Annotated in this window: 24 protein-coding genes; 8 read left to right on the forward strand and 16 right to left on the reverse strand. The window is 34.2% G+C overall.

The features are described from left to right. From GQ47_RS08835 to GQ47_RS08875, 10 genes are all read right to left on the reverse strand, one after another. Positions 1-723 (reverse strand): hypothetical protein, encoded by a 723-nt coding sequence (locus tag GQ47_RS08835; RefSeq protein ID WP_035647376.1) that lies wholly within the window; start codon positions 721-723, stop codon positions 1-3. Positions 724-735: 12 nt separating this feature from the next. Then, positions 736-1,032 (reverse strand): hypothetical protein, encoded by a 297-nt coding sequence (locus GQ47_RS08840; RefSeq protein ID WP_035647378.1) that lies wholly within the window; start codon positions 1,030-1,032, stop codon positions 736-738. Then, positions 1,019-1,981: an RNA-directed DNA polymerase gene (locus tag GQ47_RS08845; RefSeq protein WP_035647379.1), complete on the reverse strand. Its 963-nt coding sequence runs from the start codon at positions 1,979-1,981 to the stop codon at positions 1,019-1,021. The genes GQ47_RS08840 and GQ47_RS08845 overlap by 14 nt, the downstream gene beginning before the upstream one ends. Positions 1,982-2,192: 211 nt before the next feature. After that, positions 2,193-2,573, reverse strand: coding sequence for a hypothetical protein (locus GQ47_RS08850; RefSeq protein ID WP_035647380.1), 381 nt, complete (start codon positions 2,571-2,573; stop codon positions 2,193-2,195). Positions 2,574-2,584: 11 nt separating this feature from the next. Beyond that, positions 2,585-3,067 carry a hypothetical protein gene (locus tag GQ47_RS08855; RefSeq protein WP_035647381.1) on the reverse strand — a complete coding sequence of 161 codons (483 nt, stop codon included), beginning with the start codon at positions 3,065-3,067 and terminating at the stop codon, positions 2,585-2,587. A 2-nt stretch (positions 3,068-3,069) separates the two neighbouring features. After that, positions 3,070-3,555: a hypothetical protein gene (locus tag GQ47_RS08860; protein WP_051951448.1), complete on the reverse strand. Its 486-nt coding sequence runs from the start codon at positions 3,553-3,555 to the stop codon at positions 3,070-3,072. A gap of 19 nt (positions 3,556-3,574) precedes the next feature. After that, entirely contained in the window at positions 3,575-3,766 is a 192-nt protein-coding gene (locus tag GQ47_RS08865; protein ID WP_035647382.1) for a hypothetical protein, read from the reverse strand. Further along, on the reverse strand, positions 3,754-3,915 hold the full coding sequence (locus GQ47_RS23625; RefSeq protein WP_193745219.1) for a hypothetical protein: 162 nt from the start codon (positions 3,913-3,915) through the stop codon (positions 3,754-3,756). The genes GQ47_RS08865 and GQ47_RS23625 overlap by 13 nt, the downstream gene beginning before the upstream one ends. Before the next feature lie 117 nt (positions 3,916-4,032). Further along, positions 4,033-4,278, reverse strand: a complete 246-nt coding sequence (locus GQ47_RS08870) for a hypothetical protein (protein ID WP_035647383.1) — start codon at positions 4,276-4,278, stop codon at positions 4,033-4,035. Between the two features lie 21 nt (positions 4,279-4,299). Further along, the gene (locus GQ47_RS08875) at positions 4,300-4,587 is read right to left on the reverse strand and encodes a hypothetical protein (protein ID WP_035647386.1); all 288 of its coding nucleotides are present in this window, start codon (positions 4,585-4,587) and stop codon (positions 4,300-4,302) included. Positions 4,588-4,695: 108 nt separating this feature from the next. Between GQ47_RS08875 and GQ47_RS08880 the strand changes: the two genes are divergently transcribed. After that, positions 4,696-5,115 carry a helix-turn-helix transcriptional regulator gene (locus GQ47_RS08880; RefSeq protein ID WP_035647387.1) on the forward strand — a complete coding sequence of 140 codons (420 nt, stop codon included), beginning with the start codon at positions 4,696-4,698 and terminating at the stop codon, positions 5,113-5,115. A gap of 37 nt (positions 5,116-5,152) precedes the next feature. Beyond that, on the forward strand, positions 5,153-5,536 hold the full coding sequence (locus GQ47_RS08885; RefSeq protein ID WP_035647390.1) for a hypothetical protein: 384 nt from the start codon (positions 5,153-5,155) through the stop codon (positions 5,534-5,536). A gap of 254 nt (positions 5,537-5,790) precedes the next feature. On the opposite strand, the gene GQ47_RS08890 is transcribed toward GQ47_RS08885, so the two are convergent. The 3 genes from GQ47_RS08890 to GQ47_RS08900 all read right to left on the reverse strand — a co-directional run bounded on the left by GQ47_RS08890 (position 5,791) and on the right by GQ47_RS08900 (position 8,768). Beyond that, positions 5,791-6,582 (reverse strand): hypothetical protein, encoded by a 792-nt coding sequence (locus GQ47_RS08890; RefSeq protein WP_152561013.1) that lies wholly within the window; start codon positions 6,580-6,582, stop codon positions 5,791-5,793. Between the two features lie 671 nt (positions 6,583-7,253). Next, the gene (gene mug, locus GQ47_RS08895; protein WP_035647395.1) at positions 7,254-7,751 is read right to left on the reverse strand and encodes a G/U mismatch-specific DNA glycosylase; all 498 of its coding nucleotides are present in this window, start codon (positions 7,749-7,751) and stop codon (positions 7,254-7,256) included. A gap of 111 nt (positions 7,752-7,862) precedes the next feature. Next, positions 7,863-8,768 carry an aldo/keto reductase gene (locus tag GQ47_RS08900; protein WP_035647397.1) on the reverse strand — a complete coding sequence of 302 codons (906 nt, stop codon included), beginning with the start codon at positions 8,766-8,768 and terminating at the stop codon, positions 7,863-7,865. Between the two features lie 336 nt (positions 8,769-9,104). Here GQ47_RS08900 and GQ47_RS08905 point away from each other — a divergent pair, with 336 nt between their 5' ends. Beyond that, the gene (locus GQ47_RS08905) at positions 9,105-10,745 is read left to right on the forward strand and encodes a hypothetical protein (RefSeq protein WP_035647399.1); all 1,641 of its coding nucleotides are present in this window, start codon (positions 9,105-9,107) and stop codon (positions 10,743-10,745) included. A gap of 191 nt (positions 10,746-10,936) precedes the next feature. Here GQ47_RS08905 and GQ47_RS08910 read toward each other — a convergent pair whose 3' ends face one another. Then, positions 10,937-13,039, reverse strand: coding sequence for a beta-galactosidase (locus tag GQ47_RS08910; RefSeq protein WP_035647401.1), 2,103 nt, complete (start codon positions 13,037-13,039; stop codon positions 10,937-10,939). 1,402 nt (positions 13,040-14,441) lie between these two features. On the opposite strand from GQ47_RS08910, the gene GQ47_RS08920 reads away from it, so the two are divergent. Together GQ47_RS08920 and GQ47_RS08925 are read left to right on the forward strand one after the other, a co-directional pair. Then, positions 14,442-15,005: a hypothetical protein gene (locus GQ47_RS08920; protein ID WP_035647404.1), complete on the forward strand. Its 564-nt coding sequence runs from the start codon at positions 14,442-14,444 to the stop codon at positions 15,003-15,005. Between the two features lie 174 nt (positions 15,006-15,179). Continuing rightward, positions 15,180-15,596 (forward strand): hypothetical protein, encoded by a 417-nt coding sequence (locus tag GQ47_RS08925; protein WP_152561014.1) that lies wholly within the window; start codon positions 15,180-15,182, stop codon positions 15,594-15,596. Positions 15,597-15,874: 278 nt separating this feature from the next. Here the strand turns inward: GQ47_RS08925 and GQ47_RS08930 are convergent, their stop codons facing one another. Next, positions 15,875-17,299, reverse strand: coding sequence for a SusD/RagB family nutrient-binding outer membrane lipoprotein (locus GQ47_RS08930; protein ID WP_035647410.1), 1,425 nt, complete (start codon positions 17,297-17,299; stop codon positions 15,875-15,877). Between the two features lie 12 nt (positions 17,300-17,311). Next, positions 17,312-20,500: a SusC/RagA family TonB-linked outer membrane protein gene (locus GQ47_RS08935; protein WP_035647412.1), complete on the reverse strand. Its 3,189-nt coding sequence runs from the start codon at positions 20,498-20,500 to the stop codon at positions 17,312-17,314. A 796-nt stretch (positions 20,501-21,296) separates the two neighbouring features. On the opposite strand from GQ47_RS08935, the gene gndA reads away from it, so the two are divergent. From gndA to pgl, 3 genes are read left to right on the forward strand one after another with little or no spacing between them, the layout of a single operon-like run. Further along, positions 21,297-22,706, forward strand: a complete 1,410-nt coding sequence (gene gndA / locus GQ47_RS08940) for an NADP-dependent phosphogluconate dehydrogenase (RefSeq protein ID WP_035648117.1) — start codon at positions 21,297-21,299, stop codon at positions 22,704-22,706. Between the two features lie 28 nt (positions 22,707-22,734). Continuing rightward, entirely contained in the window at positions 22,735-24,264 is a 1,530-nt protein-coding gene (gene zwf, locus GQ47_RS08945) for a glucose-6-phosphate dehydrogenase (RefSeq protein WP_035647414.1), read from the forward strand. Then, complete coding sequence (gene pgl / locus GQ47_RS08950; RefSeq protein ID WP_035647416.1) at positions 24,248-24,964, forward strand: 6-phosphogluconolactonase; 717 nt, start codon at positions 24,248-24,250, stop codon at positions 24,962-24,964. The genes zwf and pgl overlap by 17 nt, the downstream gene beginning before the upstream one ends. Positions 24,965-25,054: the final 90 nt, after the last annotated feature.

Genomic DNA, 25,054 nt, shown 5'->3' on the forward strand with positions numbered 1-25,054 from the left:
TTAATTATTATCGTAATACTCTTTCACAAAATGATAATCCACAATATTATTACATGGAATTGTTCGCGCTGAAACAATAGTTGTTTCAAATGGTTTTTCTTTGTTTTCTTCTATTTGCTTTAGAGATATGAATTTTATAATCAAATCCTTTGCATCCTCAGCATCATGAGCTTGCAAAATATAGACTTGATTATACGGCTCATCTTCCTCATACGCCAATTCTATTTCTACTTTATAAAAATCCTTGTCAACATCATCATCTTCCAACGGAATCAGATTACTATATCCAACTTCTTTAATTGCGACAAATGAAAAAGAACCTTCAACTTTTTGCTCGAGAAAATCAGTAATTATCTTCATTGCCAAATCAACTGAATTTGCATATAAATAATAATTACGTTTTTTACCACCGTCAAGAACAGTCACACAATACACAGATGTAGAACCTTTAACCGGAATCCCAGTTCTTTTTTGATTACTCACTAAAACATCTATTATATCTCCACTTTGCAGATAAAAATTTAATTCAGACAACACCTTACTATCAATCAAAACACCACGATTAAACAGAATTTCGTTTCTCTGAATAGGTACAATACTACCCGAATCTTCATCAACAAAATCTTCAGTCCAGGTTCTTAAAAGTCTTTCTGCAAAATATTTTTCTTTCATTTCGTCAAGAACAGCAGTTCTTACAACGACTTCATTAAATTTTGTTTCCATTTATTTCATGTTTTACGCAAATTCCAAATGACCATCTGTTTCTACAATCTTTGCTTTAAAAGGAAAACAATCTTTTGGAACTTTTTCAATTGTTTGAATCAGATATTTACCACCTGTAAAAACAACTCTGTCTTCATCTTTATACTCAATTTGTAAATCCAATCTGTCTCCTCTCCCTTCAAATTTTGAAGGCACAACTTTAAAATCTTTAATTACAATTTCTTTATCCAATAATTTTTTGGTTTCTATTTTGTCACCAACAAAATTTTCAATAACTGCTTTTATATTGAAATCTTTAAAATTTTTCATTAGGTATTAATTTTTTAATTAGGTGCTTTGAATTACAATGTTTTGCCCAGCCCCAATAAGCCGCTAAAACACTTCTATCTTTCTTTTTTGAAACTGCTTTTGCAAATCGTTTTTTAATCGATTTTCGAAGCAATACATAATCATGATAAAACCTATAACCTAAAAAATCTATTCCTCTCGAACCAACAGGAAACACCTGATAGTTATCCTTTACAGTCAGCTTTAAATTGTCACTCAAATACAATCTAATTTCTCCTAAAAGAGAATGCAGATAAACCTTGCTTTCAGACAGAATCACAATATCATCTGCGTATCTGAAGTAATATTTTACCCTTTTACTCTCTTTTATCCAGTGGTCAAAACCAGTCATAAAGTAATTGGCGAAATATTGACTTAGATAATTGCCAATCGGCAATCCTTCAGCACTGTCAATTATTTCATCCAACAAACAAAGCAAATCCTGATCTTTGATTTTTCTTCTAAGAAGCATTTTTAAAACATCATGATTTACATTAGGATAGAACTTTTTAATATCCAATTTCAAACAGTATTTTGTGCCTGGAACATCTTTCAAAGTCAGCTTCAATTTCTTGGATGCCGCATGAATCCCTTTTCCTTTGATACAACTGTACGTATCAGCAGTAAAAACCGATACAAACAATTTTTCGAGATGAATCATGATAGCATGATGCATTATTCTGTCAGGAAAATATGGAAGCTTGAAAACATCCCTTTCTTTTGGTTCGTACACTTTGAAAATTTGGTATTCAGAAGTTTTATAGGTTTTGCTTTTCAGCATTTCATGAAGCTTTAAAATATTCGCTTCTTTGTTCTGATTATGCAGCACAACGCCATATTGATTCTGTTTACCTTTTTGAGCAACTTGATCAGCCTTTCTAAGATTTTCTAAGCTTATTATCTTATCGTATAAATTACTTACTCTTTTCATGCCTTGCTTAAAGAGGTCGTTTTCCCTTGCAGTACCAACGACCTTTTAATTTTGTGATTTTTTGCCATGCTGGCACGGTTTGCAATGATTTATTTTTTTTGCTCGGTGCGAGCTGACATTCGAATTCGTATTCCAGTTATCGTAGTTGTTGTACGAAAACCTGACACCTGAAGGAGAACTGTCAGCAACTCACTGCACAACCTGTTTTTTTTTATTTCACTTCCCTGTCGTACACCATAAACGCTTTATACAAATCCTGGTATTCATTGAAAATCATTTTTGCAGTTTCCCTGGATTCAGAAACAAGGCGCGAGCCGACAGCCGAAGGCGAAAACCAGCGATCGCTGTCGTGGCACGAAAACCCGACACCCGAAGGAGAACCCATGTCAGCTACAGCTGAAAATTTATCCTGACTGTAATCAGTAAAATCAGGCTTAAATGTCGAGTTGTGATAATCTGTAGCAACAAAAAGTTTTGCGATTGCTTTCACAGCTTCAATATGTCTTTCAGGAATTCCCGTTACGACAATTGCATTTGCATCTAAATTTTCGCTTTCGAAAATTTCTTCTATTGTAGCGATTTTTTTACTCATGATAATTCGATTTATTTTGTTCTTGATTGTTGGTACTCAGGCAAAAATTTCTTCACAGCATCAAGCAGATTTTGTTTAGCATCAGGACCAATGAAAACAAGGCGCGAGCCGACATCCGAACTCGTAGTCCAGCCATCGTAGCCGTCGTACGAAAACCCGACACCCGAAGGAGAACCCATCTTGAAATAAGCGAAGTATTTGTATTCATCTTCGTTCGTCCAATCAGGTAATCTACCTTCATTGTATGCCGCAACGATGAGAACCTCTAAAGCTTGACCAATTTCGTATTCAGCAAAGCCATTCCATTTTTCATAGAAATCAGCTTCAGTCGTACCATTCAATTCAAAAACATCTTGAATCGTTTGGATTCTTTCTCTGATATTCTTAACAAAAACTTTTCTACCGAAAAGATTTTCAAGCATGTTTTTTTGTTTTGGTGTTGCCTGGTCGTGCGCTTTCAAAGCATCCGATTTATTAATTTGAACTGTTTCCATAATTAAGCCGCTTCAATTATCATTAATGGTCTGTAGATTTCCTGCTCAAACAATTCACCTGCATAATAAGCCAAATCAGCTGATTTAAAAGCAAGGCGCGAGCCGACACCCGAAAACGTAAACCAGTAAACGAAGTCGCTGAACGAAAACCCGACACCCGAAGGAGAACCCATCTTAAACCAAGGAAAATATTTATATTCATTACTATTACTCCAGTCAGGATTCCAGCCTTCATTTAAAGCTTTTGCAACTAGTTTTGCTTTTCTATAAGCAACTTCGTCAGATTCCAAACCGTGATTTGATAAATCGAAATCTGATCTTAGAATTTCCAATTCCGAGAGAACATCATCAAAACTTTTGATTCGTTCTTTGATTGATTTTAAGAAAACTGCTTTACCAAGCAAATTTTCAAGAAGCTGCTTAGACTTTGGTCCGGCTTCATCATGCGCTTTAATCGCATCTTTTTTGTTGATTTGTAATGTTTCCATGTTTTATATTTAGTTGTTATTAATCAGCTTTATTCTTTAAAGAATCTATCAATTTCTCATGGCTAATAAAATTTCGATTAGGTTCCTTTCGTTTAAAAAAAATACCGATCATCGCTTTAGTCATTCCGACAGCAAACCACATTATCACCAAAAAGACAACCAGCCCTAAAGCACCTAGAATCAGATACCCGATATTTATTAAGTGTTCCATTTTTTACCACGATTTACATATTCAAAATTTTCGTAATAATCCTTATCCTCTTTGTAATCAGCATAAGCGATAAATAAACCAACAAGCAACAAGACACAACCGTTAACTCCGGCTATAATCATTAAATCCAAAAAGTTATTTACACACATCTTCCACAGCTTTTACATTGTTGAATCACATCAAACACATCTTCAGGGTAACAAACTCGTGTGGCACTATTACATGTCACCGGATCATTCACCTTAATTTTATTGATTGCTTTTTGTTCAGCTTCTGTTAATTCCAGTTGATTTTCCATTTTTAATTTTTAAGTAGTTAGGTTTCGTTCCTCTGATTTTTGAATCAATCATCTTTGTATATTTAAGTTCTCGATCCCTTTTAGTTTCTTTTGGTGCAACACTGGGAATAATTAAATTCCCAGTCACACCATAACTTTGAAGAATTTTCAAAGCTACTTCTAACGTCTCCCGCAAGACATTTAAATCGTTTTCAGGTATAAGAACCGTTTTCATATTTATCTTATAAAAGGTTTATCAAGAAGTTTTTAAACCGTCGTAGATTTTTTCTAAATCTTTGTTCAAATCAGCATCCTTAACTCTACCAGCCCAAAAATTATCTAATTTTTTCATTCCCTCACGAGTATGATATGAATGGTCAGCATCCATAATCAACTCTACAAATCCCTCTCGTTTCACAAATCCGAGCGCCTTGTAATTATTAAGAATACGAACGGCATTTGCTAACAAAGCCATTTCCTCATTCACCGGAACTATTTGTATAATATTTTCCATATATTTGTCTTGTCTTGTCAAGTTTGGCATGTGAATTGTTATACAATACTTAAATTGTTTGACAAGACAAATATATGTACAATATTTTACATTCAAACAATTATTTGTACAATATTTTACAAATTTTAACATTGTTTTATGTTTTTTATTACAAATAACAGCCCTATGAACGATCTAAACATTAAGGAATTACGCATACAAAAAGGATTATCGCAAAACGAATTAGCAAAAAAAATAGGAGTTTCCCGACAAACAATTGTCAACTATGAAAAAGGTGAAGTAATTCCTGAATCGAAAAGAGACATACTGTACAATATTTTACTAAACAAAGAGACAAACGTAGTCAAAGAAAATGTCGAATGTTATACAAAAACATTAGGCGGATACAGCAAAAAAATTTCCGAAAAAGAAGAAGAAATTAAAACAAGATTAGAAACAATAAAGCTCTTAAAAGAAAAAAAGCAAGATTTTAGTCACCAAGAAAAAATCATTAGCCTGTTAAAAGAACAAATAGACATCATAAAACAAGCTGAGGAAAACCACAAAACAGATATGTAGAAAATTCCTATATTTGAAGAATTTAAAAACTTTAGATATGAAAAATTTACTTTTCACATTGATTTTAACAGCATCGTTTTGCAACGCACAAACAGCTATTTACAACAAAACAAAATCAACCGGAAACTTTAAAGAATACCAAAGCAAAAACGGGTCGATTTTAAAAGTAGGTGACAGCATAACAATTGGCTATCCACTCGGAAAAGAATTTACATTTTTAACACAAGGAAACCAACCAGTTGCCGCTTTTCTAAGCAACAAAAAAGTAGCCATTTCAAACTTAAAATCAGTCGGATCAAATACTAGAGGATATAAAATGTATGCCTTATTTAAAGGCTATGGATTACCTGTGTATATTGACTACGAATCAGCCCTAGAAACAGGAGAAATAAAAGAATTATTTTCTTCAGAAAAACAATAAATACACAGTGAACAAAAAAGTGAACAAAAACTAATAAAAACACATTTTAATTTGTTTGTAAAGTCAATAAATTCAATGCCTTACTATTTCAAATACACACGTTTTAGTTTTCGATTCCCGGCGACTCCACAGAAAAAGGGAAGATATTTAAATATATCTTCCCTTTTTTTATTTTCAATAACCTTTATTAATTCCGAAAGCTTTTTAAGAACTCTTTCCCCAATGAAAAACTTTTTAAGAGTCTAAAAAATTAACTAGTTTGCTCGTGTTGCATATAAATAATTCTCCCCCTGATCATTAATAGCAGGCGTTTCTTTCCCCCATGAATTATTATCATTGATAGAACCAGTATTCCAGACATACAATGTAACATTACCACCTGAAGTATTATTTACCCTAAAAGCACCTGAGGCAAAAGTTACGTATTTCGGAACAACAGGGCCTGTTGAAACCATAGATATCACAAGTCTACTACCATTAAAACTAAACCCATTTTGTTGAAGAGCAGTACTACTCGAAGATAGTGTCATCCTTGGCGAATAACTACTATTTGGTACAACACCAGCTCCCGTCTTCGGACTAATAAGAAGTCCAAGATTAACAACCCATTTTCCGGGAGGCAATGTAATATTTGGACCAAGAAAATTATCTCCTGTAGTAAATTCTACGTATTTTCCTGGGTTAGCAGAACCATCAATAATATCTACAGCAGTACTTTTCCATGATGCTAGGCCACTAGCATCACTTGTAAGAACTTTATTAGCTCCTTGTGTACCATCCTGAATTTTCACTGAACCGACAAATACACTATTTCCAGTAACCTGAAGTTTTTCGGACCATGCTGAATTTCCTGCGCCAATACCCACTTTTCCAGTTTGATAAATATCTTGTAAATTTGATGTAGCAGGCACACTACCCCCCATAACTCTCCAAGGTTCAATAACACTAATATCTACAGCAGCACCAGTAACACCATTTACAGTAGTTGTAAGATTAACACCTGATAAAGTATTTGACACTGTTGATGACGGTGGATAGTCCAACAATTCGCCATATACACTGGTAATTTTTTTCTTTACTTGAGCAACTAAACTTACTCCCCCTGATAACAATAAAACGCACAATATTTTTTTCATTCTTTTAAATTTTTATTATTAAATTCAAAAATCTGTACTCAATTTTGATAAAATTAACAGCGTAAATCCAGCATTTTTGAATAGCGCGAAATTAGCCATGTCATATTCTAACCACTTTCTAAAAAGAGCAAAAAAATATTAAAATAAGCCTAAACACATACATGGAAATACAATTTTTAATCCTCAAATCAAAATCAATACTTTCACACCATCTTTAAAATCAAAGTTTACAAAACTTTCAAAAAAAAAAAATGAATTCCATTGAGCTTTTATTCTTTAAACATTATTAATAAACCATTATCACAATTTGCCAAAACAGAAAAAAAATCTGAATTCTCAACTAAATTTTCTTTAGCAATCCACTTTTAAAACGACATAATAAATTCTTAATTAAAACATTAAGTTTGATAAGGATTTAATAAAATTGACAAAAGCATAAATGCATATAATTATGTTTTCTAAAATGCAGTTAAAAAAATTAACAAGTAAAATCATAAATACCCCTTATAAATGTTTAATTCTAAATCATAAAAAAAGCCTGTAAACTCAATGTTTACAGGCTTTTTGTTTTTTTATGTAGCTTAAATAATTATTTCACGTAATTCTGAATAAGAAACCACGAGATCGCTAAGTGTAAATCCACGATTTAACCCACTAGGATTAGGGAGTATCCAAACTTTGGCCCCGCAAAAATCTTCGGGCTGTAATCCCCATGTAATTTGTTTTTTACCTGAAAAAGCTTTGTAGGCGGCTTTACCAAGAAAAGCAACATACTTAGGTTTAAATTGCTTGATCTTGTCACTAAAAATCTCAATTGCATCATCAAATTCCTCTTTTGATAGCTGATCTGCACGAGAAGTTGCCCTTGCTACGGCTGTTGTCAAACCAAATTCAAAATTTAAGATGTCAATATCGTTTATAGCTTCTATTTGATATGGAGTAAAACCAGCCTGATGTAATACTTTCCAAAATCGATTGCTTCTTCCGGAAAAGTGATGTCCATCTGATGCCGATTTTAAGCCCGGATTAATGCCGCAAAAAAGCACATTTAGATTTTCTTTAATAATATCAGTTAACATTTATGAAATTCAAATCGGTTAATTATAAGTTTAAAAATATCCATTGCTTTATACATAATTTTGATCCTAACAAAGTTACTTAAAGATAAATCATCGCAACGTCTTTTGCAATTAATTCCCTTTTGCAATAAAACCCGGAACTCCAGTTTTGACTACGCTATTAAATCGCTGTCTGGTCTCTATATTATTAATTTGGCCAAAGTCTTCTTGTGACAAAACACCAATATTAAAATTTTCATAAGCTCGTGACAAACTTTTAGGAGTAGTCAACAAGGTTGTACCACGTTGTACTGCCCAAGACAGTAATACTTGTGCAGGTGTTTTTCCAATTCTTTCCGCAATCTTTAAAACAACTTCATCTTCAATTGGTCCGGGTTTTATTCCGTGTCCTAGTGGAGCAAAAGCCAAAAAAACAATTCCTTTCTCTTTACAAAAATCAAGAAGCTCATTTTCTGGCAAATAAGGATGTGATTCTACCTGAACTACGGTTGGTTTTATTCTAGCAGATTCGTAGAGAGGAATTAGCTCTTTTAAACTAATATCAGATAAACCAATTGATCTGACCTTCCCGCTATCAACAAGACTTTCCATCGCTCTCCATGTATCCAGCAAAGTTACTTCGTGATCATAAATTACATTACCATTTTGATCTCTAGGATCTTGTTCCTCTCCAGGTTGAAAAGCAAATGGAGTATGAATAAGATAAAGATCCAGATATTCCAGTCCAAGTCTCTTTAAACTTGCCTCAAATGCTAGTTTAACACGTTCCGGTCTGTGATTGGTGTTCCATAACTTCGTAGTAACAAAAATCTCTTCACGGGCAATTCCTTCAATCGCCATTCCTTCTTTTAAGGCCTCTCCTACCTCTTTTTCGTTGCGGTATCGTTCTGCGGCATCAAAATGACGAAAACCCGCTTTTAATGCATCTTTAGTGGCACTTATTGTTAATAATGGATCAGGAATTAGGGTACCAAATCCGAGTGAAGGGATGCTTAAGTTTTTATGTGATATTCTCATTTTTTAATATTTTTAAGTTAATATTTTTTTCTTTTCATCAACAAAATATTGCAATTCTCTGAAGGTTATTAAGCCTTCGAATTAAAGCATAAAGTTCCGGCTAAAAACTCGGATACGTATGTGATATACATCACATATTGCTATAAAAATCGTCTACATTTTTAGGTTTAGTCTTTACTCAGTAAATCACGTAAAAACCCCCAGTAATTAGGGGAAATCTGCCCTTGTTGCAACGTTTCTAAACTTATAATTTAGTTTCAGAATTCATGGCCAGAATTTAATTCGGAGTAAGTCGAAAATCCAAGAAAGAGTAGACATAATTTTATTCATAATAAAATGGAAACTTTAGAAGAACAATTCAAAAACATGCATCTTCTTGACCGCGATGAGCGCTTGAGATTACTCAGTAAAATAGATATAATTCGCCCTGAAATCCTGAAACCTTTTTTCCCTGGACGATGGCTTTGGAAACGCTGCAATCTAAAAGTTTTAGTTGTAACAGATGGTGGCTTGGATTTTGGAACGGGAGCATTTGGATTATCTGAATTTTTAACCACTTTTAATGAACTGCAAAGAACTACCTGGTACAATTACCAAATAACACTTGGTCACAGAAGTCCTACCGCTTTTTCAAATCCTAATCCATTGGTTACAGCAACTATTCCAAGTTTTAATTTTGTTTCAAGTGTAACGCTTGCTAATTTTGACCAGGTGTGGTTGTTTGGTATCAATTCTGGATCAGGTTTACCAACCAATGAATTAGCCGCAGTTGAAACTTATATGAATAATGGTGGTGGATTATTTGCTACAGGTGATCATGGGACTTTAGGTTCAGCTATGTGCAGTAATATACCAAGAGTAAAAGACATGAGACATTGGGCTGATTTCGGCGCAAATGAAGTGGGCATGACCCAACCACGAAGAAACGATACAAATCGACCAAAAGCAGGTGATGCAACTTCTTTGTATTTTGATAACCAATCAGACAACATTCCTCAAAATATTTCCGTAAGAATATTTGGTACAGGCCTGCCGCATCCTTTGTTATCCATTAAAAAAAGTATCAGACCATCTGGATTGATTGATATTATGCCAGATCACCCGCATGAAGGTGAATGCAAACCTGAAACATCATTTACTGTTAATGGCATCACTGTAGCTACTCAAAATATTGCAACATCTCATGTTTTAGGAGGCAGCACTACCGGAGGTGGCGGAAAATCGCTAACTATTCCACATTCTTTTTCTTCTATTGCTGTATGGGATGGCCGTTTGGCAAAAGTGGGTCGTATCGTAGTCGATTCAACATGGCATCATTTTGTAAATGTTAATCTAAATGGGTCCGAATCTTATTTCAACGGAGATGACAGACCGGGTTTACAATCTGGTTTAACCACAGCTGATTTTAAGGTTATCAGACAATATTATATGAATATTGCGCTTTGGATTACCAAAAACAAAGCATTTATATGTTTGAGAAGATATATATGGTACTACCTTTTAAAAGATTCACAACTTATAGAAGCAAGTTTGAATTACCCACTTGAAAAAAGAGAAAATATTTCAATTGCAGATTTAAACAGTATTGGGGCTTTGGCAGAAGAAATTCTATCTGAAAAATATAGTCCGGCATTTGCCAGAGATTTTTTAATTGAAGCTCTTGAACCCATAAATCCAAATCTGGCTTATAAATTAAACATTTGGAAACCTGATAATCTGGAAGAAATTAGAAAAAAAGAAGACAAATATTATCAACCTTGGGTAAACTTAGATTTTATATTGCATACTGCAATCGGAGCTGGATTTATCGCATTAAGAGATGATAGAAGTATTTCTGACGAAAACGCAAATGAAAAAAATCTGAATAGTATAATCGATGTCTTCAATAAAGGAGCACAATTTGGTTTTGACAAATCTGTAACAAATCTTGGGACAAGCATTAACTCTTTGAGCAATGAATTAAATATCAGACTTTAAACAATAATCTGTTTAATAGGAAATAAATTTATTAAACATGTTTTTTTATATTTAAGCATTGCATTAAAATCTAAGACACTACCAAAAAGCCTAATAAACTGTCTCGTCCTGAAATATCATAAAACAAAAAAAGCCTGACAAAAAATCAAAATTTTCATCAGGCTTTTTACTTATTTTTAAAAATTTTCTCATCAATATTTCCACACCAAAACATCGGCCGTTTTTATAGACTGAGTTCCAAAGATAATTTTTGCATCTTTTGGCAAATTGAAGTTATAAGGCTTATCAGAATAGTTAACTGCTATTCCGAAACCGTCGCGATAATCGACCATTACTCCTTCTGGATAATCTTCTATAGGTGCGTTTTGCTGTTTGTATAATTTTCTGATTACTTGTTTTTCTAAGTCGCCATTTTTCGAATCTGTACCAACGTATGTCACGGTTCCTTTTCCTAATTTATGCGAAACGACAGATGCTGTACCTGCATAAAAATCACCTTGATAAGTTGCCCAGATTTCTGTTCCTTTATTCGGTTTTAGTAAATCTCCCCAACTTGTCCAGGCAAATTCTTGATTTTCAAATTTAATAGCACCAGGAGAATGAGGCATTAATAAATCATACGATTCTATTTGAGATCCTATCAAACTCCAAATCGGCTCATAAAATTTTGCCTCCCAAAGATGTCCTTGACGGTTTTGGATTCCAGATCGGCAACTCATGATTAAATTTCCACCATTTTTTGCGTACAAGGTTAATTTATCAATCAATTTTTGATCGATCATTTGATAAGCCGGCACGATCAAGAAAGGATATCTTGAAAAATCTGTTGTGTCTCTGACGAAATCAACCGGCGCACCAATTGACTTTGAAGCTTTATAATATTTTAAAAAGTGATTAATCGTATTCCATTCTTTGGTTTGCTTATTTAAGTCAATCCCCATCACATTATCCGGATTGAACAAAATTCCGGTTTTGCGTTTTAGATAGTAGTCTGGTAATTCTGCCTTTGCGTTATAGTTTTTTCGAAGTGTTTCTATTTCTTTTATAAATTGGCTGAATTCCAGTCCGCCCGGTGTTGGCGTCACGCCATCTGTACCAACGATACCATAGTGATACTGCTCATAACCATACAAAGGAGCACGGAAACGATACGTACATTCGAATTTACTGCCTCCTGCAAAAACATGCCACAGCCACATTCGAACACTGCCCGGCAAAGGTTGCGGATTAATGCTTCCCCAGTTCACTTGTCCCGGCTGTAATTCCATACAACCATACATTCCTTTAAGCGGTCTGAAAAAATCATTAGCCATTCCGATAGCAGCATAATCTCCCAAACGATATCCATTTTTTCCTATCCCAAAACTTCCACCATAAACCATATAACGAGTGTAGCAATCAAAATCAAATTCTTTGCTCATACCAATAAAACTCTCATCATAAGCAGGTCTATAGTTAGAAGTAATCCATTGATCCTTGCTTACATATTTGCGAATGACTGCCGCTTGAGAATCCAGAAAAGTAGCAGTTTCTTTATCGGCAAATCTGTAATGATCCAATTGCGAATGCAAATTCATTCCCCATTCTTTATGCAAAGGAATATTTATTTCACTGAAATCAGAATAAATACCACTCCAAAAACTATTGCCCCAAGCTTTATTAAGAATGTCGATATTCTGATATTTTTCCTTTAGCCAATTGCGGTAACGTTGTTGTGCATCTGCTCCATAATCCAGAAAACGTGCTGGTTCATTGTCGATCTGCCAACCTATGATATTTTTATTATTCCCATATTTTTTTGCTAATTGTTCGACCATTTTTAAAGAATAACTTCTATAGTAATTGCTCGAAAATGAAGCATGCTGTCTAGAACCGTGATCTGTTTTGGTACCGTCCTCATACGTAACAAGTACATCAGGATGCTTGCGCACCAGCCATACGGGAGGCGTTGCTGTAGAAGTGCACATGACAATTTTTAGTTTGTATTTTGCTGCAATTGCTACTGCTTTATCAAGCCATTTAAAATCATAAACTCCTTCTTGTGGTTCTAATTGTGCCCAAGCAAATTCTCCAAAATGAGTAAACTCAAAACCCATTTCTGCAATTTTTTTCAAATCTCTATCCCATTGGCTTTCATCCCAATGTTCGGGATAATAATAAACTCCTACGGTAGTCAGATCTTTTTTTGGAAAATACTTTTCAAATTTTTGAGCATTTGCCCCAATACAAACCATTGCAATCAAAAAAGTTAGCACGGACTTTTTGAATATTTTTCTTTTTATAATCTGCTTCATTTTTTTTGGATTTATTATTTTTATTTACAACACAAAACTAAAGTGTTAAACATACACTTATTTTTAATTAAGAGCAAATTTACTTTATTAAAAATGTAGTCGAGAATCTAGGCTGACCAATTTACTTGCGGGATTACGGAATACTTTTTATTATAAGTTCAGTTGCGTTGCAATCTTATGCATCATCAAAAACAAAACTTAAATAAATTCGATTAAAAAAAATCAAAAAAGCCTGAAAATTTAATTTTTCAGGCTTTTTACTTTCCAATATATTAAGCTATCGGCGTATAAAAATTATTTTACATCAAACCAAAGTTTCACTGTAAACAGATCTTTATCGGCTATATATGCTACTAAAATTCAATCAGGAAATAAGCGTGCAGAAAGCTCTTTAGTTGCTTGTTTGGACCCGGCCGGATTCGACCCCTCGCTACTCCACAAAAAAGCCTTGTAGTCAATTTGAACATGCCCCAAAAAGTTAGACACTATTTGGGGCATTTTTTATGGAAAGAAAAGCAAAATATGACTATGCATTTAAAATACAATTTTTGAAATGAGTAATTTAAGTTCCGATAAATTACTTTATTTATAGTTTACGTTTAATTTTCGTTAGGAGAATAATTTAAAATTAACACGAAAAGCACTCAGTAAATAAAAGTTACCTTAAACAGTTTTAAAGAATTATCGATATATTTGGGTTAAATTAAATTGATATTTTTATACATATCTACCCAAAATAGGTTGGCTTTGTATGATTTTGTCATACATATATACTAGTTGGGAGAGATTTGACCGAAAATGACGTTTTAACAATCGAATATCTTAAATTTAATGCAAAAACTTAAAAATAATTCAATCAAAATTATATTAGCATTCGCTTTGTCAATACTTATTTTATTTGCGATTGAGAAAATAAATATTAATATTGGATGGCTTCCAATATTATGTCTTTTAGCACTAATCATAGTATTTTGTTGCGCAATTGCAAACTTAATCCTGATCATAATTTACAAAAGCGAAATGGAAAGTAAAATCCTGACGTTTATTTTAAGTATAATTCCAATAATTGTATCTATATATTATTTTTCAGTTTTCTTATCAATTAAATGTTGAAATAAATAACCGAAAGAAAGTAAAACAAATTAATTAAAACTTAGAAATTGAGGTTTGAATAGCAGAAACTTAAAAAGTAAAACTGATTAAATTAATCATAAATAAAAAACAAACCTCTCCCAACACACACTACAAGCAATTTGGGGATTTGGCTTAATGGAAAAATTGGTTTGTATTTGGAAGATTTGGCAAATCCGAAAGATAACGCTGATTTAATCCCAAACTGCTTGTAGCGCGAGAACGTTGTAAGCAACTTTGTGAAACCAAACATACCAAATAAAATTCTGAAATGAAAAATGAATTAATCCTATTTCCAAAATTAGAAGATGTCTTCAATAGCATTACAGAAAGACATTATGAAATATTTTTACCTGTTGTCGCAATCCCAAAAACAATGGTTAATGAAAACTGGGAAGGCTACTTTTTTGTCATTCAATTTAATGAAGATCCATACAATAGAGAAACAGTAAAATATTTCACTGAATACTGCACTGATACAATGATTTCTTTTACAATTAGAAATGGAAAATATGATTTTGACACTGATTTAGGCTATTTTGATGTAACAGACGATTGGAAAGAATATCAAATAGAAACAAAAGAAAAGTTTGAAGAATCGAAAAATGAATTTTTGAATACTGGAAATCAATTTAATATTGCTGAAATTAAAATCGGTGGAGAACCAGAATGGTGGCAAGGAGATGCGACACCAAATGACCCAAGTGGAAATCCAATGTTATTTATCACAGAAATTGAGACATATCCATTTTGTAAAGATTCTTGCGACAAGAAAATTTATGTTTTTTACAGCCGAGAACATAACCTAGTTGTACACCTATATCAAACGACATAAAAAAGCTAGGCACAACAGCTACTACAACGGATTTGGGCAATTAGTTTAATGGAAAATGGTTTTGTATTTGGGTCCCGATAGCTATCGGGATTGGCAAATCCGAAGAATGGGCTTAATTTAATCCCAAACTGCGTGTAGCGCGGGAACGTTACCAGTAATTATAAAAAACGAATTATGAAGAAAACAACATATTTTATTTTAATCATTGCTTTCTCTCTCTCCTCATTCATTTCACCTAAATGCATTTTTAAACAAGATTCTGAAGCAAAGATGCTTGGTGAAGTTTTCCCAATAGAAAAAATTGAGTCAGTTATAATTACGAATATTAATGGAAAACACCAAATGACTTCAGTAGAACTTGAACATTTGAAGAAGAATTTAAAATTAGCAAAATATTCGGGTGGTCTTTTAGAAAAACCTGGACACATCTTTTTAGAAATCAAATTAAAAAGAACAAAAAATGTAGTTTTAGGTTATGTTTATGCGAGTAAAAATTATATCCATTTTGATAAAGGAATCGACAAAAATAACAGAGAGTTTACAGGCTCATACAAGATGCCTGCAAAGTTTAACTTCGATAGCTATAATTAAAAACAACTACTGGTAACAGTTACTACAACGGATTTGGGCAATTGGCTTTCCCGAAGTAACGGGAGGAAAGTTTGTTTTGTATTTGGGATAATTTGCTTCGCCTATTCGCTATCGCTCGGGTGGCAAATTCGAATAATGAGCTTAATTTAGTCCCAAATCCCCCCCTACTGGCGCGAGCATCTTACTCGTAAAACACAAATCAAAAAAAGCCTGATAAAAATTCAACATTTTCATCAGGCTTTTATTTTCCAAAATATTTAAATATCGGCGTATAAAATTTATTTTACATCAAACCAAAGTTTCGTTGTCAGTAAATCTTTTCCTTGACCTGCAACTGCAGCTTTGTAACTGTCTCCGTTTAATGATTGTTCTGTTCCCGGATAAAAGAAACGTGAAGGTATTTTTCCATCTAAAACTGTTGCTGGACCTGCTTTTAAAACCGGATAATCTAATCTTCTCCATTCTGTAAAAGCGTCAAGACCTTGTCCGTAAAAAGCAATCCATTTTTGTGTACCAATCGATTTGGCATAATTTGTAGCATCATATTTTACTGTTGCCTGATTCAGATAATTCGAAATAGCTGTTGCATCTGTAATTCCAAATTGATTAAATGATGCTGTAATTGCATTTTTATAATACTGTTCAGCATCTCCAGAAATATAGCCACGAGCTACAGCTTCAGCAAGATTGAACAATGTTTCTGAATAAGAAGCAATTACTGCCGGCGATGTCGAAGTCAAAAAGTAGGTTCCCGGTTTTGATGTTTTGGCAAAACCCTGGCTATTGGCATCACTGTTTGATAATCCGTTAGCTCCACCAACGTATTTTCCAACACTTGCATCTGACGGTAATTGTGCATAAACTGGCAAACGTGGATCTGATAATTCATACAACTTGTCAACCAATGTTTTCGAAATACGGAAATCATCACGAGTTTCAAACCAAGCCGAAGCCGGATTTTGTTGTGGTGAACTGATGTAAGTAAATTTGAAAGTATCTGCATTACTGCTTATTAATCCGCCTGCATCGCTTGTGGCATCAATTGCAGCTTGTTTTGCCAAAGCTGGTTCTCTGTCAGAAATTCTCAACGCGATTCTTAAACGAAGCGAATTCACCAATTTTTTCCATTTTGAAATTTCGCCTTTATAAACCAAATCTCCAGTCACAGCGCCATTTGCTGTATTCAATAAAGATTGTGCTTGTTTTAAATCATCAAGCAATCCGGTGTAAACTTCTTTTTGAGTATTGTAGGCTGGAGTTACTTTTAAACCGGCTTCTTTATACGGAATACTTCCATAAGCGTCAGTCAATAATAAAAATGTCCAAGAACGAAGCGTTAATGCAATTCCTTTATAATTTGAATTTGCCTGCGCATCTGGGAATTTAATAATAGTGTTCAAATCTGTAATCAATGTTGCATAACCTGTATTCCATAAAGAAGTAAACGAAGTATTTGAAACATCATATCGATCTGGTTCTGTATACTGGATTTTAGCCCAATGTTGAACAAACAACAAAGACGAGTTAAAGTTATTTCCGTCACCCCAATATAAGTCCGCTCCTTGTTTCAGTGTTCCTGTCAACAAATAAGGTGCTAAAGGTGTTTCAGTTGCATTTGGATTTGCATTAATATCATCCAAAGTATCGTTGCAAGAACTCAGTGTCAATGCAATCAAGGTTGTATATAATAGTTTTTTAAGCATGATTCCGAGTTTTTAAAATTTAAGATTAACATTCAGACTGAAATTTCTCGTAGTTGGTAAAGCTAAACTCTCCAAACCTTGTGCATTTCCAGTATTGAAAGCAGTTTCAGGATCTATATTTGGCACATCTTTGTAAATAAATAATAGGTTACGACCAGCAGCAGTAATACTTGCGCCCTGAAGTCCTAGTTTCTTAGCTAGTTTTTTATCTACATTATAAGTAAGCCTAACTTCTCTTAGTTTCACATAAGTTGAACTGTAAATGTAAGCTTCGCTGATATTGTATGATGCTTTGTAGTATTCCTGTGCACTAATCACTTTATTGTTTGGAGTTCCGTCAGCAAATACACCACCGAAAATCATTCCGTCATCATAAACCGCTACACCACCTGGAGCAGCTCCTCCAGTTACCAATGTTTTTGGGTTAGAAGTGTTGTTTCCTGGATAATAATAGCTTAATCCACCATTCTCAGCACCTCGGCCCGGAAGCGTCTGCGCTAAAACTCCTGTATAATTACCGGTTCTGTTTGTTCCTGAAAAAAGCTCACCTCCTACACTTGCATCAACAAGAACCGAAAGCTCAAGATTTTTATAAGTAAATGTGTTTGTAACACCCGCTAAGTAATCTGGTGTATAATGTCCTAAAACTTTCTTTGTCGGATCTGCTTTTGGTAATCCATTCGCACCTACTACAATATTTCCATTTGCATCACGCTCATAAGCTGTTCCGTAAAGTGCTCCGTAAGCTTGTCCTACTGAAGCTAACACATCAACACCTCCCGAAGTACCAATAGTGTAGTTTTGAATCTTTTTATCATAATCAAGAATCTCAACTTTGCTTGTATTCTTAGAGTAATTTACACCAACATTCCATTTGAAATTTTCAAGCTGAATAGGATTTCCGTCCAACTGAACTTCTATACCTTGGTTATTAATTTTCCCTGCATTGATTAATTGCGAATTATAACCACTTGAAGCTGTTGTTTTAATTTCCAAAATTTGATCGAAACTGTTTGTATTATAATAAGCAACATCAAAATGCAATCTGTTTTTCCAGAAAGAAGATTCGATACCAACTTCTGTAGAACGAGTTGTTTCTGGTTTCAAGTCTTGATTCAGTTTCTTTTGTGAAGAGGTCTGAATTGGATTTCCATCAAATGCTGTTTGGAAATTATAAACTGTCGATAATTGATATGGATCTGCATCGTTACCAACTTCAGACCAACCACCGCGCAGTTTTAAGAAATCAAGCGTATTGCTTTTAATATTCAGCGCATCAGTTAAAACTAAACTCCCATTAATCGAAGGATAGAAATACGAACGATTACTGCTTGGCAATGTAGATGACCAGTCATTACGAGCTGTAAGATTCAAAAACGCATAATTTCTAAAACCTAATTGAGCCGAAGCATACGCACTATAAACTCTCAATCGTGATAATGTGTTTGAAGAAGTCAACGGGTCACGTGAATTTGTCAATGTATATAAGTCTGGCACAGCCAAACGTGGCGCTTTTTGGTAATTATTTGCATCGCTGTGGTTACGAATATTAAAACCTGCAAGAGCATCTAAAGTAAAATCTTCACTAAGGTTTTTGTTATAATGAAAAAGCCCTTCAGTATTTTGTTCGTTTACAGTATAAGCATCTTCAGCATAAGATCCGAATGGCGTTCCGTTTGTACCATATTTAATGGTGTATTTTCTTCGGTCATTATAATAATCAACTCCTGTGCGGAATTTAAAATCAAGTCCGTCGAAAATTTTCGCTTCCAAATGAATATCACCAATTAAGCGATTACGTTGTTGGCTAGTGGTATTATAATAAGCATTCCAATATGGATTGCTATAATAGCTGTTGTTCCAGTTTCTAGTCCAATCTTTATCAAGCTCATTGATATCGACTTGGCGTCCAAACCAAAGAAACTGCAACATTACACCTGCAGCACGTCCGCCTGATGGACCACCTGGAAGTTGTGGAGCATCTGTTACAATATAATTACCTGTTACACCAACTTTAATACTTTTAGATATTTGGTAATTCGTATTAATTGTGAAATTTGTTTTGTTTATTTCACTGTTAGGCACAGTCCCTAATTGCTTCTGATTATTTACTCCTACGCGGAAATCTGATTTTTCATCTGATTTTGCCACCGAAATACTATTATCATAAGTAAGTCCAGTATTGAAAAAGTCTTTCACATTATTTGGATGCGCTACAAACGGAACTGCTTGACCATTTGAATAAAATTGAGGAATCAAACGTCCGTCTAAACGTGGCCCCCAGCTTTCATCAACACCATCGTTAACTCCTCCTCCTTTTCCATCTACATAACTAAATTTTCCATTTGATCCTTGTCCGTATGAATTTTGAAAATCTGGCAAAGTAGTAACCTGAGACACCGTGATACCAGAATTAAAAGTAATACCAAGTCCGTTTTGACCTTTTCCAGATTTTGTAGTGATCAAAACTACACCATGCGCCGCACGTGAACCATAAAGCGCTGCTGCATTTGGTCCTTTCAATACTGTTAATGTCTCAATATCCTGAGGATTCAAATCGGAAATTGCATTTCTGAAATCACGAGTTGCTCCACCAGAATTCAATTGTGAATTATCTACAGGAACTCCATCAACAACAAATAACGGCTGATTATTTCCTGCAATAGAAGTTTCACCACGAATAATAATTCGCGAAGATCCCATATCTCCTTGCGAATTGGTAATACGAACACCCGCTAATTTACCAGTAAGGCTGTTTAAGAAATTCGTTTCTTTTGTACTAGCAAGGTCTTTACCTTTAAGTGCCTGAGTCGTATATCCTAATGATTTCTTTTCTTTTGTAATTCCAAGAGCCGTAACTACAACTTCTGATAATGCATTTTGTTCTTGAGTAAGATCAATCACTACCGCATTTTTATTAACTACAACTTCTGCTTTTTTATAACCTAAATAACTTACAATTAAAGTATAAGGGAATTTTTGTCCGGTTTGGAAATAAAATTTACCATCAAAATCGGTTACAACTCCGTGTGTAGTCCCTTTAATGTTGATTGAAGCCCCAATTACAGGCTCTTTTGTAACAGCATCTACAACTGTTCCTTCAAGTTTTGACTGGATTAACGGTTTCGTTTCTTGCGCGTTAACCCCTATGGAAATCAAGAAAATACACGTCAGTATATATCTATTTAATTTTTTTTTCATTACTTTGTTTTAGTTTAATAAAAAGGTGAGCCGAAAACAGATTTAGTCCATTTTCGCTTTCCTTCTAGAGATGACAATTTCTTTAAGCTTCACCATTTCTGCTGCAACAGAAATGGTTTTTTCTTTTTTATCTGCAACACATTCGTTTTTTCATTTTTCTTTTTTTTATTTTGGGTTATTATTATTTTATTTGGTCTATACAATATTATTCCCCCTGCAATTGAGGGTCGTTGTTATAAAATTTAATAAATCAAGGATTGAAGAATTTTAGCAGAGACATCTCCTAAAACATTAACTATCAAAAAGTTCTTACTCGCTCAGAAATCATTTGACAATTTTTAATCTTTATTTTAAATTCTACTAATTTGATAGAACAAAGGTAAATTAAAAATATTAACTCAAAAACTTTATGCGATTTTTTTGCAAAAAAAATGTTAACTAAAAAAATTTAGTAATTTTAAATCATTAAAAATTAAATAGTTAAAATGAAAATGAATTTTGGTACGATATGAGAAATTTCTGAGAACAACCTACAAAGGCCGTATTCACTGTATCGTTTTCGTTAAAAATAAATGTGTTTCGAACACAAAAAAGTATCACAATAAAGACCAAAAGTGAACTATTTTACCCCTTCTTTTTCATCATTTTTCTCTAACTTAGCGGTCTGTATATTTGAAATATGCGATTTAAAATAAACTTTGTTTTTCTGCAAAACACTGAATAAAAAAACAATACCGTTTTTTCTCTTACTTTTTTGCAGTAAACATTCTTCTAATAATTTAGTTAATTGAAAACTATGAACAAATTTGATTTTGGAATTGTAGGATTAGGTGTAATGGGCCGAAACTTACTTTTAAATATTGCCAGTCATAATTTTGCGGCTGCAGGTTTAGATTTAGACACAGAAAAAGTCAATTCTCTTCAGCAAGAAGCCGATGAAAACCATACTATTGAAGCCACTACAGATGTCAAGCATTTTGTAGAGCTTATTCAGCAACCTAGAGCGATTATGTTATTGGTTCCTGCGGGAAAACCAGTTGACAGCGCAATTGCAAGCTTACTTCCTCATTTAGATAAAGGTGACATTATTATTGATGGAGGAAATACTTATTTCACTGATACGGACAGAAGATTTTTAGAATTATCTGAAAAAGGAATTCATTTCTTCGGAATGGGAATTTCTGGTGGTGAAAAAGGTGCTCGTTTCGGTCCTGCTATGATGCCGGGCGGTGATCAGAAAGCTTATGAAAGACTTCGCCCTATTTTTGAAGCAATTGCAGCAAAAGTGGACGGAGAACCTTGTGTAGAATATTTAGGAAATGGTTCTGCTGGAAACTATGTAAAAATGGTTCACAACGGAATTGAATACGGAATCATGCAGTTGATTTCTGAAGTTTATGACCTTATGAAAAGAGGTTATAATTTGGATGATGAAACCATTCAGAAAACTTTTGCAGAATGGAATCAAACCGATGATTTAAGATCTTATTTAATTGAAATTACCGGAAACATCCTAAAACAAAAAGATGAAGACGGAACGCAATTAATCAATAAAATCTCTGATTGGGCAAGATCTAAAGGTACAGGAAAATGGACTTCGCAAAATGCAATGGATTTACAAGTTCCTGTTCCAACAATCGATGCAGCAGTTAACATGCGCGATATGTCTAAAACCAAACCGGAAAGAATTGAAGCGGCTAAAAAATTAGTTTGGAACGCTGGCGAAACGAATGTTCCTCAAAGCGAAGCAATCGCAGCTTTAAAATCGGCTATGTATTTTTCTATTGTTGTGACTTATGCTCAAGGTTTAGCACAACTTCACACCGCTTCTAAAGAATACAACTACGGATTGAATCTAGAAACTGTTGCTAAAATCTGGCGTGGTGGATGTATTATTCGTGCGACAATTTTAGAAGATTTCAGAAAAGCATATGTTACAAAAGCAGATTTGCCAAACTTACTTTTAGATGGCGGAATTGCTTCTAAATTAACAGAAAACCAAGCAGGAATGAGAGCTGTAATTCAGTTTGCAGTTCAAAAAGGATTACCAGTTTCAGGATTAATGAACTCGTTATCTTATTTTGATGCTTACCGTTCGGCAAATCTTCCAACAAATTTAATTCAGGCACAACGTGATTATTTTGGAGCACACACTTACGAACGTATAGACAAAGAAGGAGTTTTCCACACACAATGGGCTGAATAAGCAAATTAAAGCAACACAACTACACACAATGACTAAAAATAAACTAAAGAATCCAACAATCATTGTCATTTTTGGAGGAACCGGAGATTTGGCAAAGAGAAAGCTCTTTCCCGCATTTCAAAATCTGTACCTTGACGGACGTATGTCTGAAAAGTTCCAGATTATTGCTCTTGGAAGAGCAGAAAAAACAAATGAAGATTTTCGCGCTTATGTAGCAGAAAATCTGGCTCTTTTTTCAAGAAGAAAAGGAATTGATGATCCAGAAACAGAAAAATTCCTTTCGCACATAACCTATCATAGTTTAGATATTGACAAAGAAGAATCCTATATTGGATTAAACGAGAAAATTGAAGGCTTTGATCAGTCTTTTGGAGAACGCGCAAATCGTCTTTTTTATCTTTCAATTACGCCTTCTTTCATTTCAACTATTTCGAGCAATATCAAGAAAATCGGACTTGCGGCGAATCCAAAACAAGATCGTATTATTATTGAAAAACCTTTTGGATATGATAAAACTTCTGCAATTGCACTTAATGAAATGCTTTCACAGACTTTCAAAGAAGAGCAGATTTACAGAATCGATCACTATTTAGGAAAAGAAACCGTTCAGAACATCTTGGCTTTCCGTTTTGGAAATTCGATGTTTGAACCATTATGGAGCCGTAATTTTATTGATTTTGTCCAAATTACCGTAGCAGAGGAAGTCGGCGTTGAAGAACGAGGCGGATTCTATGAAGGTGTTGGAGCATTAAAAGATATGATTCAGAACCACTTGCTACAAATTTTATGTATGACGGCTATGGAAGCGCCTGCATCATTAAATGCAGATGACATTCGTAACCGAAAAGCAGATGTCTTGAAATCGATTCGCCGAATCAAACCAGAAGAAGTGGATCATTATATAGTAAGAGGTCAATACGATGCTGGTGAAATAAAAGGAGTTCCTGTTCCGGGTTACCGTCAGGACAAAGGCATTGCACCAGATTCTAATACAGAAACTTACGTGGCAATGAAAATTTATCTGGACAACTGGAGATGGCAGGGAATTCCGTTCTATTTGCGTTCAGGAAAAAGAATGGAAGAAAAACAATCTTCAATCATTATTCAGTTTAAACCGGTTCCGCATTCTTCATTTTCTTATGGAAAAGAAGGAATGACGCCAAACCGATTGATTATCAACATTCAGCCTGCAATGGACATTAAACTGCAGTTCATGACCAAAAAGCCAGGTTTATCATTGGCTTTAAGACCAGCAGAAATGGTTTTTGATTATTTTGCCTGTTCAACAATGTCGCCAGAAGCTTATGAAACATTGATTGCAGATGCACTATTAGGAGACCCTACTCTATTTATGCGTTGGGATCAAGTGGAAGAAGCTTGGGACGCAATTGATACAATTCAACAAGTTTGGAAAACAGTAGCTCCAACAAATTTCCCAAATTATAAAGCAGGAAGCTGGGGACCTGAAGAAGCTGATGAATTATTAGCGCGCCAAGGACACAAATGGATTCCGAATACACAAACAAAAGAAGAAGTTTTAAATGATACAGATTTATAATAACACAGAAGAAATCAATGTTACAGCTGCAGACCTTTTTGTCGAATCTGCTCAAAAAGCGATTGCTGCAAAAGGTAAATTTACAGCTGTACTTACAGGAGGTTCTTCTCCTGCAGGGATTTACAAATTATTGGCTTCTGATGCTTACAAAAATAAAATAGACTGGAGCAAAGTTTATATTTTTTGGGGAGATGAACGTTGGGTTCCGTTAAACGATGATTTGAGCAATGCTAAAATGTCGTACGCAACATTATTAAGCCACGTTGCTATTCCGCAGGAAAATATTTTCGAAATGTACAAAGACGGCGTTACTCCTGAAGAATATGCAGTTACCTACGAACAAATCCTTAGAAAGATATTAGGTGAAGAAGGAAAATTTGACTTAATCTTATTAGGAATGGGAGATGACGGACACACCGCTTCTCTTTTCCCTGGTGAAGCTGTTTTAGAAGAACAAACCAAATGGGTTGACGCTTATTATTTAGCTCCACAGAAAATGCACCGTATTACACTTACTGCGCCATTAATCAACAAAGCAGAAAAAATTGTTGTAGTGGCTTTTGGCGAGAAAAAAACACACGCTTTAAAAGAAGTTACAACTGGAGATTACAATCCGACTTTATATCCAATGCAATTGATTAAACCTGTTTCTGGTGAATTATTGTTTTTGGTAGATAAAGCTGCTGCAGGAACGAATTAATTTTTTATTCAAAATAACTTATTAAATCGCAATCATCTAAAAATTGATAATTGCGATTTTTTTATTTTATTGATTTTCATTTGCTAAACT

Origin of the sequence: Flavobacterium sp. ASV13 (genome assembly GCF_000745775.1) — a bacterium.
Classification (GTDB): Bacteria; Bacteroidota; Bacteroidia; order Flavobacteriales; family Flavobacteriaceae; genus Flavobacterium.

Bases quoted from the DNA above. Each gene is read 5' to 3' on its own strand.
- GQ47_RS08855 (WP_035647381.1), bottom strand. From the start codon at position 3,067: ATGGAAACAGTTCAAATTAATAAATCGGATGCTTTGAAAGCGCACGAC.
- GQ47_RS08935 (WP_035647412.1), bottom strand. From the start codon at position 20,500: ATGAAAAAAAAATTAAATAGATATATACTGACGTGTATTTTCTTGATT.
- GQ47_RS08905 (WP_035647399.1), top strand. From the start codon at position 9,105: ATGGAAACTTTAGAAGAACAATTCAAAAACATGCATCTTCTTGACCGC.
- GQ47_RS08925 (WP_152561014.1), top strand. From the start codon at position 15,180: ATGAAGAAAACAACATATTTTATTTTAATCATTGCTTTCTCTCTCTCC.
- GQ47_RS23625 (WP_193745219.1), bottom strand. From the start codon at position 3,915: ATGTGTGTAAATAACTTTTTGGATTTAATGATTATAGCCGGAGTTAAC.
- GQ47_RS08845 (WP_035647379.1), bottom strand. From the start codon at position 1,981: ATGAAAAGAGTAAGTAATTTATACGATAAGATAATAAGCTTAGAAAAT.
- GQ47_RS08870 (WP_035647383.1), bottom strand. From the start codon at position 4,278: ATGAAAACGGTTCTTATACCTGAAAACGATTTAAATGTCTTGCGGGAG.
- GQ47_RS08910 (WP_035647401.1), bottom strand. From the start codon at position 13,039: ATGAAGCAGATTATAAAAAGAAAAATATTCAAAAAGTCCGTGCTAACT.
- zwf (WP_035647414.1), top strand. From the start codon at position 22,735: ATGACTAAAAATAAACTAAAGAATCCAACAATCATTGTCATTTTTGGA.
- GQ47_RS08850 (WP_035647380.1), bottom strand. From the start codon at position 2,573: ATGAGTAAAAAAATCGCTACAATAGAAGAAATTTTCGAAAGCGAAAAT.
- GQ47_RS08860 (WP_051951448.1), bottom strand. From the start codon at position 3,555: ATGGAAACATTACAAATCAACAAAAAAGATGCGATTAAAGCGCATGAT.
- GQ47_RS08885 (WP_035647390.1), top strand. From the start codon at position 5,153: ATGAAAAATTTACTTTTCACATTGATTTTAACAGCATCGTTTTGCAAC.
- mug (WP_035647395.1), bottom strand. From the start codon at position 7,751: ATGTTAACTGATATTATTAAAGAAAATCTAAATGTGCTTTTTTGCGGC.
- GQ47_RS08930 (WP_035647410.1), bottom strand. From the start codon at position 17,299: ATGCTTAAAAAACTATTATATACAACCTTGATTGCATTGACACTGAGT.
- GQ47_RS08920 (WP_035647404.1), top strand. From the start codon at position 14,442: ATGAAAAATGAATTAATCCTATTTCCAAAATTAGAAGATGTCTTCAAT.
- GQ47_RS08835 (WP_035647376.1), bottom strand. From the start codon at position 723: ATGGAAACAAAATTTAATGAAGTCGTTGTAAGAACTGCTGTTCTTGAC.
- pgl (WP_035647416.1), top strand. From the start codon at position 24,248: ATGATACAGATTTATAATAACACAGAAGAAATCAATGTTACAGCTGCA.
- GQ47_RS08840 (WP_035647378.1), bottom strand. From the start codon at position 1,032: ATGAAAAATTTTAAAGATTTCAATATAAAAGCAGTTATTGAAAATTTT.
- GQ47_RS08875 (WP_035647386.1), bottom strand. From the start codon at position 4,587: ATGCCAAACTTGACAAGACAAGACAAATATATGGAAAATATTATACAA.
- GQ47_RS08865 (WP_035647382.1), bottom strand. From the start codon at position 3,766: ATGGAACACTTAATAAATATCGGGTATCTGATTCTAGGTGCTTTAGGG.
- GQ47_RS08900 (WP_035647397.1), bottom strand. From the start codon at position 8,768: ATGAGAATATCACATAAAAACTTAAGCATCCCTTCACTCGGATTTGGT.
- GQ47_RS08880 (WP_035647387.1), top strand. From the start codon at position 4,696: ATGTTTTTTATTACAAATAACAGCCCTATGAACGATCTAAACATTAAG.
- gndA (WP_035648117.1), top strand. From the start codon at position 21,297: ATGAACAAATTTGATTTTGGAATTGTAGGATTAGGTGTAATGGGCCGA.